Source organism: Limnohabitans sp. (assembly GCF_023910625.1).
GTDB lineage: Bacteria > Pseudomonadota > Gammaproteobacteria > Burkholderiales > Burkholderiaceae_C > Limnohabitans_A.
Genome location: NZ_JAAVVW010000003.1, coordinates 2,333,642 through 2,349,658 on the forward strand (window position 1 = coordinate 2,333,642; position 16,017 = coordinate 2,349,658).

Genomic DNA, 16,017 nt, shown 5'->3' on the forward strand with positions numbered 1-16,017 from the left:
GAATCAGAGATGACAAACCAGGCCCTGGCTGTCAATCGATGTCTACCTTTAAATAGTGTGCCCCGGCATAGGGGTTGTGATAGTAAGGCGGGATTTCTGAAAATCCCAAGTCCTCATACAAAGCACGCGCGGACTCCATATCATCCAAAGTGTCGAGCAAGACGCAGCTGTAACGGGCATGTCGCGCAGCGTCCAAGATGGCCTCGCACAGCAAACGCCCCAGACCCAGGCCCCTGAACCGGGGGCGAACAAACAGGCGCTTCATTTCAGCTGCATTGGTGTAGTCGGAAGCATCCAAGGGTCGAAGTGCACAACAGCCCGCCAATTGCCCGTCTACCCATGCCAGCAGCAAAGTACCACGGGGGTGAGCATATTCACCGGGCAGGTTGGAAACCTCATGCTCAAAATTCTGGAAACAACGCAAATCAACTGCAAGGGTGTCTGCATATTCTAGGAAAATGGCGCGTGTCATTGCCCAATCCTTATCGGAGCTGGGGGCGCACAACAACACGGAAGGATTTTCGGCAGAGGCTAGCAAGGCGGTATATACAAAGTCAAATCAACAGTTTAAGGCCCAAGTCAAGGCCTGATTGAAACCAACAGGTAAACACCGCAAGCAGACAGCACAAACAAACACAAGGCCAGCCAGCGGACAGGTCGATCGTCACGCGAAGGTGTGGCCGGTTGAGTGAAGGTTTTGTCACCGTGCACCATCGCTGGCACCAAAGACAATTTTTTCTTGACGCGGTACCAAACCAGTGCGGACAGGTGCAGGGCAATCAACAATGCAACAATCAGTTGACCCCAGTCTTTGTGCCATGTGGTGGCCAAAGTCACCCAAGCTCCAGGCACCAGGAAAGACAGGGGTCCAACGTTGCTGACTTCATCGTCGCTGATCAGCCCGGTGCCCACCTGCAGACCCAAGACAAACAAAAATCCCAGCACGGACCAAGAGCCCATGGGGTTGTGTCCTACCCAATGCTGGCTTGGAACTCGACCTTGCAGATAGGCCAAAACCAGAGAGGGCCGCAAGGACAATTGCAACCAGCGCGACCAATGACCACCCACCAGCCCCCACACCAAGCGGAACAACAAAAGTGCCAGGACGGTAAAGCCCAAACGAAAATGCCAAAGCATGGCGTTGCCACCAAGTTCGGCTGTGATGAACAAGCCCAAAACACAGATGGCCAAAGCCCCATGAAAAAGGCGGGTGGGTAAATCCCAAACACGAACAGTGAACATAAACACTTTCAAAGCTGCATAAAACCATGAATTTCTGCGATACTGGCGCGGCATAAACTGTATGCTGCTTTTTCAAACTGATTGGAGTCAAACATGAAACAAACATGGAGCCTCATCGCCACGTTGCTGGCCAGCACCCTCGCCATACCGGCACAGGCCCAATTTGCCAAAGCCGAAGACGCCATCAAATACCGCAAGGCAAGTTTAAATGTGATGGCCGCACATTTCGGCCGATTGGGGGCAATGGCCAATGGAAGGGCACCTTACGACGCCAAGGCCGCGATAGAGAATGCCGAGGTCGTTGCCGTCATGGCCAAGCTGCCCTGGGCGGCCTTTGCTCAAGGCACAGACAAGGGCGACACCCGTGCCAAACCAGAGATCTGGACAGAGGAGATCAAATTCAAAGATGCCGCAGACAAAATGCAAGCCGAGATCGTCAAAGTCAACACCGCAGCCAAAGCAGGCAACATTGACGCACTCAAGGTAGCCATGGGTCCTGCTGCTGCCTCATGCAAGGCCTGTCACGACGCCTTTCTTCGCAAAGACTGAGATCAAACACTGGTGCCAGACCACAGGGTCAGACCACTGCCGAAATGAAGCCCTGGCGCTCAGGTTTCGGCAAGTAATTTGTCGATCAATTGGTGCAACTCCGCAAAATTGGGAGTTCCCACAAAACGTTTGACAATTTTTCCACGCTTGTTGACCAAGAAGGTGGTGGGGGTGAGTTGAACCTCGCCCCAGTCACGCGCAACGCCCCCTGTGTTGTCAATGGCAACTTTGAACGGTAGCTGGCGTGTTTGGACAAAATTGACCACATAACTGGGAGGGTCGTAACGCATGGCGACAGCGACTGTTTCGTAGCCGCGGTCCTTGTATTTGTTATAAGTGGCCACCAAATCCGGCATTTCGGCAACGCAGGAGGTGCAGCTGGTGGCCCAAAAATTGACCAAGGTGACTTTGCCGTGTAACTGGTTCGAACTGAGCGTGCTGCCATCGAGCAACACAAAAGTTGATTCGGGGGCCTGCTCATTGGCGCATCCCCACAGCGCCAAACAAAGCGCCATGGCCCCCCCCCCGGTCAAAAGGCGTCGAAGGGGTGATTCCAAATGGGGTTTGTACGTGGCGGGATAGTTCATCGCAAGAGTTTAAAACGTTCCACAAAACCGTTCGCCCTAAGGACATTGGCACAAAGCCAGACATCAAATGATGCCTTTGTCGCGCAATGCCCCCTGCTGTTGAGCGCTCCAGCCCAGCACCTCTTGCAGAACTTGGGCCGTGTGTTGCCCCAACATGGGGGGTGGCAGATCCTGGCGCACCGGGGTCAAGCTCATTTTGATTGGACTGGCCACCAGCTTCAGGTTGGCTTTGATCGGGTGCACCCAATCGCTAACCATACTGCGGGCATGCACCTGCGGGTCGGTGAGCACCTCGTTCAGCGTGTTGATGGCACCACAGGGCACTTTGGCTCCTTCAAGCGTTGCCAACCAGTCCGACTTGGTGCGCGTTTTCAGCAGGGTTTCGAGCACGGGCACCAGTTCGGCACGGTGTCGCACGCGGTCGGCATTCAGCGCATAGCGCGGGTCCTGGGCCAGCTCGGGGCAGCCTGCGACCGCACAAAATTTGGCAAATTGACCATCGTTGCCGACCGCCAAAATCAGGTGGTCTCGGCTTCCTGAGGCTGATCCTGCGGGGGGCGCTGTTTCAAACACCTGGTAGGGCACGATGTTCTGATGCGCATTGCCCACGCGTCCCGGCACCTTGCCACTGACGAGGTAATTCGCCCCCAAATTGGCCAGCATGGCCACTTGTGTGTCCAACAAGGCCATGTCCACCTGCTGCCCCTGGCCAGTGCGATCAACATGGCGAAGGGCCGCCAAAATGGCCACCGTGGCATACATGCCGGTGAACAGGTCGGCCACGGCCACCCCCACTTTTTGCGGGCCGCCGCCCAAATCGTCGCGCTCACCCGTCACGCTCATCAGGCCGCCGATGCCTTGCACGGCATAGTCGTAGCCCGCCCGTTCGCGGTAAGGGCCGGTCTGGCCAAAGCCGGTCACGCTGCAATAGACCAGCTTGGGGTTCAGCGCGCTCAGGCTCGCGTAGTCAAGGCCGTACCGGGCCATGTCGCCGACTTTGAAGTTCTCTACAAACACATCGCAGTGCAGAACCAGTTCGCGGATCAGCGCTTGGCCTTCGGGCTGGGCGATGTCACACGTCACCGATCGCTTGTTGCGGTTCGCGCCCAAATAGTAGGCGGCCTCGGCGGTGTCCTGGCCTTGGGCGTCTTTCAAAAAAGGTGGCCCCCAGGTGCGGGTGTCGTCGCCCGTGCCGGGGCGCTCGATCTTGATGACGTCGGCCCCCAGGTCGGCCAAGGTCTGGGTACACCAGGGGCCTGCAAGCACGCGGGACAAGTCAAGAACGCGGATACCGTCTAATGAATTCATGGAACACATTGTCACCAAAAGACGAGCGACCTGCTGAACAGGATAATCACCCCATGCGAAACCACTCATCAGCCCTGACGACCATCTCGGCACTGACCTTAGGCCTGAGCGCCTGCAGCCCTGCACAAAACTGGCGGGACGTCTCGTTTGAAGGCAGCGCACTCAAGGTCCAATTGCCTTGTAAACCCGACCGGACCACCCGAGCCGTGCCCTTGGCCGGTGGGTCTGTCGACTTGCAAGTGGTGGGCTGCAAAAGCGAATCGTCCATGGTTGCCGTGATGACGGCCACGTTGCCCACAGGAGCCGATGCCAACGAAGCGATGGTCGTATGGCAAAAAGCCGCTTTGGACAACGCCCGCGTCGAGCGCCCCTTGGCCCCCGAACAACAGCAGACCTGGCATCGCTCGACACACCTGCCCTTGACCACGTCCATTCGGGTCCAGGTCATGGGGCTGCTGGTCAATGGTGAGCCTGTGGCCATGGATGCCGTATGGGGTGCCCTCGCCGAGGGCGATCGCCTGCGCCTGATCCACGCCGTGGTGTACGACAAAAACAAGCCCACCGAGCTGGCCAACACCTTGTTTGAGAGCTTCAAGCCATGAGCGCTGCCACCCTGCCCAAGAACGACCAGTCGAACCCTGACCACCTGCCGCGGCGCTTGGCGGTGGTGGTTTTTCTGGCGTTTGCCTTGGCTTACTTTTTCTCAGCCCTGGTGCGGGCCATCACCGCCACCTTGTCGCCAACCCTGACCACCGAGTTCAATCTGAGCGCGCAAGACCTTGGTTTGTTGGCAGGTGGCTATTTTCTGGGGTTTTCTCTGACCCAGTTGCCTCTGGGCCGTTGGTTGGACCGCAATGGTCCCAAAAAAGTGATTCTGGGCTTCCTCAGCTTCGCGGTGCTGGGCTGTCTGGCGTTTTCGTGGGCCGACAGTTTTCATGGTTTGCTGGCAGCTCGCGTGCTGTGCGGAATGGGGGTGAGCGCCTGCCTGATGGCACCGTTGACCGGCTACCGTCGCTGGTTTGACGCCAACACCCAATTGCGCACCAACTCATGGATGCTGATGACCGGCTCTTTGGGCATGCTGGCCGCCACCTTGCCGGTGCAGTGGCTCATGCCCATCTGGGGCTGGCGCGCCTTGTTTGTGATGCTGGGCGTGATGATCGCCATTGCCATGCTCTTGATTGCCCTGTTGGTGCCGGTGTGGCAAAAGGCTGCGCTGACGGCCGCTACCGCGCAGACGCCGCCCGACGACGACGGCAGTTACCTCGAAATCTGGCGCAGCGCCTATTTTTGGCGCATGACACCGATCGGCTTTTTCAGCTACGGCGGCATGGTGGCCATCCAGACTTTGTGGGCGGGCCCTTGGATGACGCAGGTGGCGGGCTGGACAGCGGCTGAGGCGGCATCCGGCTTGTTCCTCATCAACTTGGCCATGCTGGTGACCTTTTGGTTGTGGGGCTTGATCACGCCGGGCCTGGCGCGTCGGGGCATTCCCGTCGAGCGGTTGATTGCCTGGGGCTTGCCTTTGAGCTTCGGGGTCATCGCTGCGCTGGTCTGGATGGGGCCATCCATTGGTTCTGCCGCTGCGGTGGGCATGGCATTGTTGTGTGTAAGCAGCACCTTTGTGGCCTTGGCCCAGCCGGCTGTGGGTACGGCATTTCCGGCGCATCTTGCAGGGCGCGCCTTGTCTGCCTACAACCTGGTGATTTTTGCGGGCATCTTCGTAGTGCAGTGGGGCATTGGTCTGTTGGTGGATGCCGGGCGCGGCTTGGGCTTGCCCAACGCTGCCGCCTACCAGGCAGCACTGGCCTGCTTTGGGCTCACTTCTGTGCTCTCCTGGGTGTATTTCATGCTGAAAAAGCCTGCCCAAGCCTGATAATGCCCTGCTTATGATCGGCATCCTTCTCATAGCCCACGCCCCCTTGGCCAGCGCCTTGCGCCAGTGTGCGCTGCACGTTTTTCCGGACTGTGCGACGGGGGTGCTGGCGCTCGATATCCAGCCTGACGACGCCCCCGAGGACAGCCTGAAACGGGCGTGTGAGGCCATGGCCGAGCTGGGCACAGCGCAGGTCTTGCTGCTCAGTGACGTATTCGGTGCCACGCCTTGTAACGTCGCGCAACAACTCAATAACGGTCTCAGCACCCGGTTGGTGGCCGGGGCCAATTTGCCCATGCTGTTGCGCAGCGTGTGTTACCGCCACGAGAGCCTGGAGGCACTGGCGGCCCGTGCCCAAGCAGGTGGCACCCAGGGCGTGATGACCGTGGGCAGCACCGCACCCCAAAATCAATCAGGAAAGAGACATGCCCCAAGCCACCGTGACCATCAGCAATAAGCTGGGTTTGCACGCACGAGCCTCGGCCAAACTGACCAAGTTGGCAGGCAGCTTCCCATGCGAAGTCTGGATGAGCAAGGGCGAACGCCGGATCAATGCCAAAAGCATCATGGGCGTGATGATGCTGGCCGCCGGGCTGGGCAGCCAGGTGAGCCTTGAGACCTCGGGCGAGCAGGCTGACCAAGCCCTGCAGGCTCTTCTGGCGCTGATCAATGACAAATTCGGCGAAGGCGAGTAAGCCATGACCTTCAGCATCCACGGTCTGGCGGTAGCGCGTGGCATCGCCATTGGGCGCGCAGTGCTTGTGGCCTCCAGTCGGGCCGATGTGGCGCATTATTTTGTAACGCCCGACAAAATGCACGCCGAAATCGAACGTCTGCGGGTGGCCCGCGATGCTGTCGTCGATGAGCTGCAAAGGCTGCAAAAAGACCTGCCCAAAGACGCGCCCCATGAACTGGCGGCCCTGCTTGATGTTCACCTGATGCTGTTGTTGGACGAGGAAGTGACTGCCGGAGTGGTGCACTGGATCAAGGAGCGTGGTTACAACGCCGAATGGGCGTTGACCAGCCAGCTCGACGTCATCGTGCGCCAGTTCGACGAAATGGAAGACCCTTACCTGCGCGAGCGCAAAGCCGACATGGAGCAAGTCGGCGAGCGGGTGCTGCAATTTCTCAAGGGCACGGGCAGTCTGGAGGAAAAGGCTCAGCGGCCCGCGCAGCCTCAGCAAGAACTTCAGCTCGGCGACACCGATGTGCCGCTGGTGCTGGTGGCGCACGACTTGTCACCAGCGGACATGCTGCAGTTCAAGCAAAGCGTGTTTGCCGGATTTGTCACCGATGTGGGGGGCAAAACCTCGCACACCGCCATCGTCGCCCGCAGCCTGGACATCCCGGCTGTGGTGGGCGCGCGCACCGCCAGCCAATGGGTCAAGCAAGACGATTGGGTCATCATCGACGGCGATGCGGGTGTGGTCATCGTCGACCCCTCGCCCATCATCCTGGCCGACTACGGCTTCAGGCAACGCCAGGGCAGGGTTGAACGAGAGCGGCTGGTCCGCCTGCGGCACACCCCGGCAGTGACGTTGGACGGCCAAAAAATCGAACTTTTGGCCAACATCGAAATGCCCGAAGACACCCGGGCTGCCATTATGGCTGGGGCTGTGGGCGTGGGCTTGTTTCGCAGCGAATTCCTGTTCATGGGACGCCAGGGCCACTTGCCTGACGAAGAAGAACAATACCAAGCCTATCGGCGCGCAGTAGATGGCATGAACGGACTGCCCGTGACCATCCGCACAGTTGACGTCGGGGCCGACAAGCCGCTCGATGACACCCGCCACGATGCGGCGCACCTCAATCCGGCGCTGGGCTTGCGCGCCATCCGTTGGAGTCTGGCCGACCCGGCCATGTTCCTGACCCAGCTGCGCGCCATCTTGCGCGCTGCAGCACAAGGGCAGGTGCACCTGCTCATTCCCATGCTGGCGCATGGCAGCGAGATCCGCCAGACCCTGGCCCTGATCGAACAAGCCCGGCACGAGCTGGACCGCCGAGGGCAAGCCCATGGCCCGGTCAAACTGGGTGCGATGATCGAGATCCCGGCAGCGGCCTTGTCATTGCGCTTGTTCCTTAAACACTTTGATTTCTTATCCATCGGCACCAACGACTTGATTCAGTACACCCTGGCCATCGACCGGGCCGACGAGTCGGTGGCGCACCTGTATGACCCGCTGCACCCGGCGGTGCTGCGCCTGATTGCCGACACCATCGCCGAGTGCCGCGCGCAAGGCAAGGGGGTCTCAGTGTGTGGCGAGATGGCGGGCGATGTGGCCATGACTCGGCTGCTGCTGGGTTTGGGTCTGCGCAGTTTTTCGATGCACCCCTCGCAGATCCTGCCCGTCAAGCAGCAGGTGCTGCGATCAGACGCCACCAAGCTGGCGCTTTGGGCCCAACAGGTGCTGACCACAGACGATCCGGCCAGTCTGATGCCGCGCTAGGCCAAGCGGGTTCACCCACGGGTGATGTCCAGCAGTTCAGCCTTGGCCGATTTTGTCCTGCGTGCGGGAGTCAAAGTCGCCGGCATCGTGACGCTCGTGCAACTGGGTTTCGGGCGCGCCCATCACCCGGTTGACCATGCGGCCGCGTTGCACGGCTGGGCGCGCCGCCAGCGTGTCGGCCCATCGTTGCACATGCGTGTAGTCTTGCACTTGCAAAAACTCACCTGCTTCGTACAACAGGCCCTTGGCCAGCGCACCGTACCAAGGCCAGATGGCGATGTCGGCGATGGTGTAATCGTCGCCCGCGATGAAACGGTGCTCGGCCAGGCGGCGGTCGAGCACATCCATTTCACGTTTGACTTCCATGGCAAAGCGGTCAATCGCGTACTCGATCTTCACGGGCGCGTAGGCATAAAAATGGCCAAAGCCGCCGCCCAAATAAGGTGCACTGCCCATTTGCCAAAACAGCCACGACAGACATTCGGCGCGTTTAGTAGGGTCAGTGGGAACCAGGGTGCCGAATTTTTCAGCCAAATAAAGCAAAATCGCGCCCGATTCAAACACCCGAACGGGCTGCTCACCGCTGCAGTCCAGCAGCGCAGGAATCTTGGAGTTGGGGTTGACACCCACAAAGCCGCTGCTGAACTGTTGGCCTTCTTGAATGCGGATCAGCCAAGCGTCGTATTCAGCACCTGCCAGCCCCAAGGCCAGCAACTCCTCCAGCATGACCGTCACCTTCACACCGTTGGGCGTGCCTAGCGAGTACAACTGAAGCGGGTGTTTGCCGCGCGGGAGGTCTTGTTCGTGCGTCGCACCAGAGATGGGTCGGTTGATGTTGGCAAATCGACCGCCGTTGGCCTTGTTCCATGTCCAGACTTTGGGAGGTGTGTAAGGGCTTGAATCGGTCATGGGCGGGGTGCAAGAGGGGAGTGGGGAGTTAAGTGAAGCTGTCGGTCAGGTTTTGGCTGGCTGCATGCGCCTGCTGGTCCGCGTGGTAACTGCTGCGCACCATCGCACCCACAGCCGCGTGCGAAAAGCCCATTTCGTAGGCCTTGGCCTCGAACATCTTGAAGGTGTCGGGGTGCACGTAGCGGCGCACCGGCAGGTGGCTGTTGCTGGGGGCCAGGTACTGGCCAATGGTCAGCATCTCGATGTGGTGCGCACGCATGTCGCGCATGACGTCCAGAATTTCTTCGTCGGTCTCGCCCAGGCCGACCATCAGGCCGCTCTTGGTCGGCACATTTGGGAACAGTGCCTTGAATTTTTTCAGCAGGTTCAGTGAAAACTGGTAGTCAGAGCCGGGGCGCGCTTCCTTGTACAGGCGCGGTACGGTTTCCATGTTGTGGTTCATCACATCGGGCGGTGCGGCCTTCAGGATCTCGAGTGCGCGGTCATCGCGGCCCCGGAAGTCGGGCACCAGCACTTCGATCTGGGTGTTGGGCGAGAGTTCGCGGGTTTTGCGGATGCACTCGACAAAGTGTCCAGCGCCGCCGTCGCGCAGGTCATCGCGGTCCACGCTGGTGATGACCACGTATTGCAGCTTGAGCTGTGCAATCGTCTTGGCCAGGTTGTCCGGCTCGTCCACGTCCAGCGGGTCGGGGCGGCCATGGCCCACGTCGCAAAATGGGCAGCGGCGCGTGCATTTGTCGCCCATGATCATGAAGGTGGCCGTGCCCTTGCCAAAGCATTCGCCGATGTTGGGGCAGCTGGCCTCTTCGCACACAGTCACCAGTTTGTTGCTGCGCAAGATTTTTTTGATTTCGTCAAAGCGCGAGCTGGATGAACCCGCCTTGACGCGTATCCAGTCGGGCTTTTTCAGCACTTCGGCTTGTTCCACTTTGACCGGGATGCGCGAGAGTTTGGCCGCCGCTTTTTGCTTGGCCATGGGGTCGTAGTTTTCAACGCTTTGCGCTTCGCGGACCACGGGGCGTTCGGTGTGGGTGTTGCTCATGGGTTTCTTTCGGTCGCCGCAAGGCGGCGGGTCAGGTGCGTCAGTTCGGAGCGGTGTTTCAAAGTAGGGCGGCGAGTTGGCTCGTCAGCACCTGGGCGACTTCGTCCCAAGTGGTCTCTACCCCGATTGTAAAAAGGTCCACGGTTTTTAACCCGGCATGACCACAGGGGTTGATACGCTCAAAGGGTTGAAGGTCCATGGCCACGTTCAGGGCCGCACCGTGGTAGGTGCAATGTCGGCTGACCTTGATGCCCAGAGCGCTGATCTTGCCCAGGCCCTTGAACGGGTCGTTGGCGGGGGCCGGGCCCACCAGCGCCGCATGGCTGAAAGGATCATTCAAGCGCACATAAATGCCCGGTGCGCCTGCCACGCGGTGGCCGGTGACGCCAAAGTGGGCCAAGGTGCGGATGATGGATTCCTCGAGTTTGAAGACATATTCCTTCACGTAGTAACCGGCGCGCTGCAGGTTGACCAAGGGGTAGGCCATGACCTGCCCGGGGCCATGAAAAGTGACTTGCCCGCCCCGGTTGGTCTGCACCACTGGAATATCGCCTGGCGTCAAAAGGTGCGAGGCTTGCCCCGCCAGCCCTTGGGTGAACACGGGGGGGTGCTCACACAGCCAAAGTTCATTCGGGGTGTCAGCTGTCCTGGCCGCCGTGAAGGCCTGCATGGCCTCGTAGGTTGGCAAGTAGTCCACCCGCCCAAGCTGCCGGATGTCCATGCTCAAAGCACGATTTTGACCATCGGGTGCGAGGTCAGGGCGCGGTACAGGTCGTCGAGTTGTTCGCGGCTGGTGGCCGTGATGCTCAGTGTCACGCCCAGGTAGTTGCCGCCCTTGCTGGGGCGCAGCTCGATGCTGCGCGCGTCAAAGCCCGGGTCAAATTGCAGGGCGACTTGGCACATGGCTTCGGCAAAGCCGTCGACCATGGCACCCATGACCTTGATGGGAAAGACCGAGGGGTACTCGATCAGGGTGTCTTTGCGCGGGTCAAAGCCGGCGGGAGGGGTGGTGGAAGCGCTCATGGGGGGTGTTCCGGTTGGATCGCAAGCTTAACGCCAGACCACCACAGCCAGGACCGCCAGCCCGCCCAGGGCAAAGTTGGTGACCACCAGAGGATGAATCTGCCCAAGAGCTTTGCCTGCAGTGGGCCAGTCAGAGGTTTGCACAGCAGCTTTGAGTCGGCGAAATGGCGAAAACCAGATGTGCGCAAAGATCAGGCACATCAAAAGACCCAAACCGGACATCGCATGCCATCCTTTTGGGGCGAGCCTCATGTCGGTGACCGACAACATCCAGAAGCCACTCACCAAAATCAGGGCTATCGAGCCCCAGACCATGGCAAAAAAGCGGCTCAATACGCCGCACATGAGGCCCAGCCGATCGGGTGGGGCCATGCGGGCGATGACCACTGGGCGCAAAGCCAAAATGATCAGGGCCATGCCGCCCAGCCAGACGATGCCAGCGGCAAGGTGTAAAAATTTAATCCATTCGTACATCAGTTGGCTTCCCCATGTGCGCCAACGGCGCGAATAAAAGAGATTGTCGTTGCCGCATCCAATCCGGGCAATGTCAAGGGAATTCGGAAGGGGTCAAAAAATAAGGCGCACGGGTTTCTACGTATAATCATGGGCTTTGCAGCAATTGCTGTGTACCTAACCTCGGCGTAATTTGAGATGACCAAAATCGCCTCATCCCCTGAAACGGGTACCACCGGGCACACACCAGTTATTGCAGATGAAGGCCTTGAACCCGAATTCAAGCCCCTGACAGCAGAACAAGCCCAGGCTTGGCGCCAGCGAAATCCGGTGCCATCTCCTTGGCGGGTGTTGATCTTGCAAGTTGGTGTGGGGTGTGTGTTGGCTTTGTTGACTGGCTGGGTCACAGGGCAATCCCGTCTGGCCCTCTCGGCCGCTTGGGGTTCTGTGGCAGTGGTGATTCCGGCGGTCGTGTTTGTGCGTGCCTTGAGCCGACAAATGCGCCTGGCCCAACCCGGACCAGCTTGGATCGGTCTGATGGTGTGGGAATTGGTCAAGGTGGTCTTGACCGTGGTGCTGCTTCTGGCGGCGCCTAAAGTGGTTTCTGATCTGAGCTGGCTTGCCTTGGTGGCCGGTTTCGTGGTGACGATGAAGGTGTACTGGCTGGCCATGGCGCTGGGCTGGATGCAACGCAAATCGAAGCCGACTATTTTTTGAACTGATTGGTGATTTATGGCTGCAGAAAACGCTGGCGCGCACGCCCCAACGGCTGGAGAATACATCCAGCATCACTTGCAACACCTGCAAATGAATTTTTCTTTTGAAGGTGTCAAGCAGACAAGCATCGTTGACTTCAGTCTTTTCAATCTTGACTCAGTGGTCTTCTCCATCTTGATGGGTGTAATCGGCTGCTGGTTCTTGTGGGCAGGTGCCCGCAAGGCCACCTCGGGTGTGCCCGGGCGCTTTCAGGCTGCTGTAGAGATTCTTTCCGAGATGGTGGAAAACCAGGCCAAGAGCGTGATCCACAACCCCAAGAGCCGCAAACTCATTTCTCCTATGGCGCTGACGGTTTTCGTCTGGATTTTCCTGATGAACTTCATGGACATGATCCCTGTGGATCTGATCCCACACGCCTGGCACACAGCAGGCCCGGCTTTGGGTTTTAAGGACTACATGCGTGTGGTCGCCACGGCCGATTTGTCGACCACCTTGGGCTTGTCGACCTCGGTTTTGGTCATTTGCCTTTTCTACAACATCAAGATCAAGGGTCTGGGTGGTTGGGCGCATGAGCTGGTGGCTGCACCTTTTGGCAACCATTGGGCTTTGTGGCCGGTGAACTTCCTGATGCAGATGATTGAATATTTGGCCAAGACGGTTTCGCACGGCATGCGACTGTTTGGCAACATGTTTGCTGGTGAGTTGGTGTTCATGTTGATTGCCCTCATGGGCGGCGGTTGGGCATTGTCGACAACTGGTGTGGGCCTGGCCATTGGCCATGTCATCGCCGGTACGGTTTGGACGCTGTTCCACATCATGGTCATCACTTTGCAAGCCTTCATCTTTATGATGTTGACACTGATTTACACAGGTCAGGCGCACGACGCACATTGATGACTCTTTTTCCCCTTGTTTCTTTTTTCCACTAACTTTTAGGAGCTTCTCATGGAAAACATTCTCGGCCTGGTGGCATTGGCATGTGGTTTGATCGTTGGTCTGGGTGCTATCGGCGCTTCCATCGGCATCGCATTGATGGGCGGCAAGTTTCTCGAGTCTTCGGCTCGTCAACCTGAATTGATGAATGAACTCCAAACCAAGATGTTCATTTTGGCGGGTCTGATCGACGCTGCTTTCCTGATCGGTGTGGCCATCGCTTTGCTGTTCGCCTTTGCCAACCCCTTCGTCCTGAAGTAATCCACGCACCTCTTCCAACAGAAGAAGGACTGAACCGTGAACATTAACGCTACGCTGTTCATTCAGATGGTCGTTTTTGCGATTCTGGTGTGGTTCACGATGAAATTCGTGTGGCCCCCGATCACAAAAGCGCTAGACGAACGGGCACAAAAAATCGCTGACGGTCTCGCTGCAGCTGATAAAGCCAATGCCGAACTCACCAATGCCAATGCGCGTGTTGAGTCCGAGTTGGCCAAGTCGCGCAACGAGTCGGCTTCGCGCTTGGCTGATGCCGAGCGCCGTGCAAATGGCATCGTGGATGAAGCCAAGGCACGTGCCATCGAAGAAGGCAACAAGATCATCGCCGCTGCCAAAGCCGAAGCTGAGCAGCAGTCTGTCAAAGCCCGTGAGGCCTTGCGCGAGCAGGTCGCAGCTTTGGCAGTCAAAGGCGCCGAACAGATTCTCCGCAAGGAAGTCAATGCCGGTGTCCACGCTGATCTGCTGAGCCGCTTGAAGACCGAGCTGTAAAAAGCTCCAGCCAGAGAAGACCATGGCAGAACTTGCTACCATCGCCCGCCCTTATGCCGAAGCGCTGTTCAAGGCGCAGGCATCCGATCTTGCTGGCACGGCCGCTTGGCTGGAAGAGCTGGCTGCAGTTGCCGACAACGCGCAACTGCAGCAGTTCATCGACAGCCCCAAAGTGTCCGATGAGCAGGCATTTGAGCTGATCTCAGACGTGGTGCAAAAACATGCAAATGTGGCACTGCCCGAGGCTGGCAAGAATTTCCTGCGCCTGGTGATCGAAAACCGTCGTCTCAGTGCACTGTCTGTCGTAGCGCAGCAGTACCGGGTTCTTATGAATGCAAAAGGTGGCACTGCTGATGCGGTTGTCTACAGTGCATTTCCCATCGATGCGTCGGCCTTGGCTGACCTGTCGACCACGCTCGAAAAACGCTTTGCGCGTAAGCTCAACGTGAGCGTCGAACTGGATGCCTCCTTGATTGGTGGTGTTCGTGTGGTGGTGGGTGACGAGGTGCTCGATACCTCCGTCAAGGCCCGACTGGAACAAATGAAATCGGCCCTCACCGCTTGATGCGGGTGGAGACCGGACATATTTAAAGAAAGAAGGAAAGAGTCATGCAACTCAATCCCGCAGAAATTTCTGAACTGATCAAGAGCCGCATCGAGGGGCTGTCCGCCAGCGCCAACATCCGTAACCAAGGCACTGTGGTGTCTGTGACCGACGGTATCGTTCGAGTGCACGGCTTGTCTGATGTGATGCAGGGCGAAATGCTTGAATTCCCATCCACAGCCGATGGCATCGCCACATTCGGCTTGGCCCTGAACCTCGAGCGTGACTCAGTCGGCGCCGTGATTTTGGGCGAGTACGAGCACATCTCTGAAGGCGACACAGTCAAGTGCACTGGCCGCATTCTGGAAGTGCCCGTCGGCCCCGAGTTGATTGGCCGTGTGGTGAACGCTCTGGGTCAGCCGATTGACGGCAAAGGCCCGATCAACGCCAAGATGACTGACGTGATCGAAAAAGTCGCCCCCGGCGTGATTGCGCGTAAGTCGGTAGACCAGCCCATGCAAACCGGCCTGAAGTCGATCGACTCCATGGTGCCCGTGGGCCGTGGCCAGCGCGAATTGATCATTGGCGACCGCCAGACAGGCAAAACCGCTGTTGCGATCGACGCCATCATCAACCAAAAAGGTCAGAACATGACCTGCGTTTACGTCGCGATTGGCCAAAAAGCCTCGTCGATCAAGAACGTGGTGCGTGCTTTGGAGCAAGCTGGCGCAATGGAATACACCATTGTGGTGGCCGCTTCCGCCTCTGAATCCGCTGCGATGCAGTACGTGTCAGCCTATTCCGGCTGCACGATGGGCGAGTACTTCCGTGACCGCGGCGAAGACGCTTTGATCGTTTATGACGACCTGTCCAAGCAAGCCGTGGCTTACCGTCAGGTGTCGCTGCTGCTGCGCCGCCCTCCAGGCCGCGAAGCCTACCCTGGCGACGTGTTCTATCTCCACAGCCGTCTGCTCGAGCGCGCAGCCCGCGTCAACGCCGATTACGTCGAAGCCTTCACCAAAGGTGCCGTGACGGGCAAGACGGGTTCTTTGACGGCTCTGCCCATCATCGAAACCCAAGCCGGTGACGTGTCGGCCTTCGTGCCCACCAACGTGATTTCGATCACCGACGGTCAGATTTTCTTGGAAACCAGTTTGTTCAACGCCGGTATCCGCCCTGCGATCAACGCCGGTATCTCGGTGTCTCGCGTGGGTAGCTCGGCCCAGACCAAAGTCATCAAAGGCCAGTCCGGCGGTATCCGTACCGACTTGGCCCAGTACCGTGAATTGGCGGCGTTTGCGCAGTTCGCTTCTGACTTGGACGAGTCCACACGCAAGCAGCTGGACCGCGGTGCCCGTGTGACGGAATTGCTCAAGCAAGCCCAGTACAGCCCGCTGTCCATCAGCCTGATGGGTGCCAGCTTGTTTGCGGTGAACAAAGGCTTCATGGACGACATCGACGTCAAGAAGGTATTGGCTTTCGAGCACGGCTTGCACGCTTACTTGAAAGATTCATGCGCTGCTTTGTTGGCCAAGATCGAAAGCAGCAAAGCGTTGGACAAAGAGGCAGAAGCCGAATTGCACACCGCCGTGGCCGCTTTCAAGAAAAGCTTTGCTTAA

Annotated in this window: 21 protein-coding genes; 12 read left to right on the plus strand and 9 right to left on the minus strand. The window is 58.5% G+C overall.

The genetic code is table 11. The features are described from left to right. Positions 1-31: 31 nt before the first annotated feature. The gene (locus HEQ17_RS14690) at positions 32-472 is read right to left on the minus strand and encodes a GNAT family N-acetyltransferase (RefSeq protein ID WP_296293420.1); all 441 of its coding nucleotides are present in this window, start codon (positions 470-472) and stop codon (positions 32-34) included. Positions 473-579: 107 nt separating this feature from the next. Then, on the minus strand, positions 580-1,242 hold the full coding sequence (locus tag HEQ17_RS14695) for a cytochrome b/b6 domain-containing protein (RefSeq protein WP_296293421.1): 663 nt from the start codon (positions 1,240-1,242) through the stop codon (positions 580-582). A gap of 93 nt (positions 1,243-1,335) precedes the next feature. On the opposite strand from HEQ17_RS14695, the gene HEQ17_RS14700 reads away from it, so the two are divergent. Next, on the plus strand, positions 1,336-1,791 hold the full coding sequence (locus HEQ17_RS14700; RefSeq protein ID WP_296293422.1) for a cytochrome c: 456 nt from the start codon (positions 1,336-1,338) through the stop codon (positions 1,789-1,791). Between the two features lie 59 nt (positions 1,792-1,850). On the opposite strand, the gene HEQ17_RS14705 is transcribed toward HEQ17_RS14700, so the two are convergent. Both HEQ17_RS14705 and HEQ17_RS14710 read right to left on the minus strand, forming a co-directional pair. Beyond that, positions 1,851-2,306 carry a TlpA disulfide reductase family protein gene (locus tag HEQ17_RS14705; protein ID WP_296293765.1) on the minus strand — a complete coding sequence of 152 codons (456 nt, stop codon included), beginning with the start codon at positions 2,304-2,306 and terminating at the stop codon, positions 1,851-1,853. Between the two features lie 135 nt (positions 2,307-2,441). Then, positions 2,442-3,686 (minus strand): CaiB/BaiF CoA-transferase family protein, encoded by a 1,245-nt coding sequence (locus HEQ17_RS14710; protein ID WP_296293423.1) that lies wholly within the window; start codon positions 3,684-3,686, stop codon positions 2,442-2,444. Between the two features lie 53 nt (positions 3,687-3,739). Between HEQ17_RS14710 and HEQ17_RS14715 the strand changes: the two genes are divergently transcribed. The 5 genes from HEQ17_RS14715 to ptsP are packed head-to-tail and all read left to right on the plus strand — an operon-like array spanning position 3,740 to position 8,009. Further along, positions 3,740-4,288, plus strand: coding sequence for a hypothetical protein (locus HEQ17_RS14715; protein WP_296293424.1), 549 nt, complete (start codon positions 3,740-3,742; stop codon positions 4,286-4,288). Beyond that, complete coding sequence (locus HEQ17_RS14720; protein ID WP_296293425.1) at positions 4,285-5,562, plus strand: MFS transporter; 1,278 nt, start codon at positions 4,285-4,287, stop codon at positions 5,560-5,562. The genes HEQ17_RS14715 and HEQ17_RS14720 overlap by 4 nt, the downstream gene beginning before the upstream one ends. Before the next feature lie 13 nt (positions 5,563-5,575). After that, positions 5,576-6,019 carry a PTS fructose transporter subunit IIA gene (locus tag HEQ17_RS14725; protein WP_296293426.1) on the plus strand — a complete coding sequence of 148 codons (444 nt, stop codon included), beginning with the start codon at positions 5,576-5,578 and terminating at the stop codon, positions 6,017-6,019. Beyond that, positions 5,988-6,257 carry an HPr family phosphocarrier protein gene (locus HEQ17_RS14730; protein ID WP_296293427.1) on the plus strand — a complete coding sequence of 90 codons (270 nt, stop codon included), beginning with the start codon at positions 5,988-5,990 and terminating at the stop codon, positions 6,255-6,257. The genes HEQ17_RS14725 and HEQ17_RS14730 overlap by 32 nt, the downstream gene beginning before the upstream one ends. A gap of 3 nt (positions 6,258-6,260) precedes the next feature. Continuing rightward, positions 6,261-8,009: a phosphoenolpyruvate--protein phosphotransferase gene (gene ptsP, locus HEQ17_RS14735; RefSeq protein ID WP_296293428.1), complete on the plus strand. Its 1,749-nt coding sequence runs from the start codon at positions 6,261-6,263 to the stop codon at positions 8,007-8,009. A gap of 36 nt (positions 8,010-8,045) precedes the next feature. Here ptsP and yghU read toward each other — a convergent pair whose 3' ends face one another. Genes yghU through HEQ17_RS14760 form a run of 5 tightly spaced genes read right to left on the minus strand, consistent with a single transcriptional unit; the run spans position 8,046 to position 11,457 of the window. Next, positions 8,046-8,918, minus strand: coding sequence for a glutathione-dependent disulfide-bond oxidoreductase (yghU, locus tag HEQ17_RS14740; protein ID WP_296293429.1), 873 nt, complete (start codon positions 8,916-8,918; stop codon positions 8,046-8,048). A 28-nt stretch (positions 8,919-8,946) separates the two neighbouring features. Next, positions 8,947-9,960: a lipoyl synthase gene (gene lipA / locus HEQ17_RS14745; RefSeq protein ID WP_296293430.1), complete on the minus strand. Its 1,014-nt coding sequence runs from the start codon at positions 9,958-9,960 to the stop codon at positions 8,947-8,949. Between the two features lie 58 nt (positions 9,961-10,018). After that, positions 10,019-10,681, minus strand: coding sequence for a lipoyl(octanoyl) transferase LipB (gene lipB, locus HEQ17_RS14750; RefSeq protein WP_296293431.1), 663 nt, complete (start codon positions 10,679-10,681; stop codon positions 10,019-10,021). 2 nt (positions 10,682-10,683) lie between these two features. Next, a complete protein-coding gene (locus HEQ17_RS14755; RefSeq protein ID WP_296293432.1) occupies positions 10,684-10,983 on the minus strand; it encodes a DUF493 family protein in 300 nt (99 codons plus the stop codon). 27 nt (positions 10,984-11,010) lie between these two features. Next, positions 11,011-11,457, minus strand: coding sequence for a CopD family protein (locus HEQ17_RS14760; protein ID WP_296293433.1), 447 nt, complete (start codon positions 11,455-11,457; stop codon positions 11,011-11,013). Positions 11,458-11,634: 177 nt separating this feature from the next. Between HEQ17_RS14760 and HEQ17_RS14765 the strand changes: the two genes are divergently transcribed. From HEQ17_RS14765 to atpA, 6 genes are read left to right on the plus strand one after another with little or no spacing between them, the layout of a single operon-like run. Further along, a complete protein-coding gene (locus HEQ17_RS14765) occupies positions 11,635-12,153 on the plus strand; it encodes an ATP synthase subunit I (protein ID WP_296293434.1) in 519 nt (172 codons plus the stop codon). 15 nt (positions 12,154-12,168) lie between these two features. Further along, on the plus strand, positions 12,169-13,047 hold the full coding sequence (gene atpB, locus HEQ17_RS14770; RefSeq protein WP_296293435.1) for a F0F1 ATP synthase subunit A: 879 nt from the start codon (positions 12,169-12,171) through the stop codon (positions 13,045-13,047). A 51-nt stretch (positions 13,048-13,098) separates the two neighbouring features. Beyond that, positions 13,099-13,347 carry a F0F1 ATP synthase subunit C gene (atpE, locus tag HEQ17_RS14775; RefSeq protein WP_019429175.1) on the plus strand — a complete coding sequence of 83 codons (249 nt, stop codon included), beginning with the start codon at positions 13,099-13,101 and terminating at the stop codon, positions 13,345-13,347. A gap of 36 nt (positions 13,348-13,383) precedes the next feature. Then, complete coding sequence (locus HEQ17_RS14780) at positions 13,384-13,854, plus strand: F0F1 ATP synthase subunit B (protein ID WP_296293437.1); 471 nt, start codon at positions 13,384-13,386, stop codon at positions 13,852-13,854. Positions 13,855-13,876: 22 nt separating this feature from the next. After that, on the plus strand, positions 13,877-14,419 hold the full coding sequence (locus HEQ17_RS14785; RefSeq protein WP_296293438.1) for a F0F1 ATP synthase subunit delta: 543 nt from the start codon (positions 13,877-13,879) through the stop codon (positions 14,417-14,419). Positions 14,420-14,463: 44 nt separating this feature from the next. Beyond that, positions 14,464-16,017, plus strand: a complete 1,554-nt coding sequence (gene atpA, locus HEQ17_RS14790; protein WP_296293439.1) for a F0F1 ATP synthase subunit alpha — start codon at positions 14,464-14,466, stop codon at positions 16,015-16,017.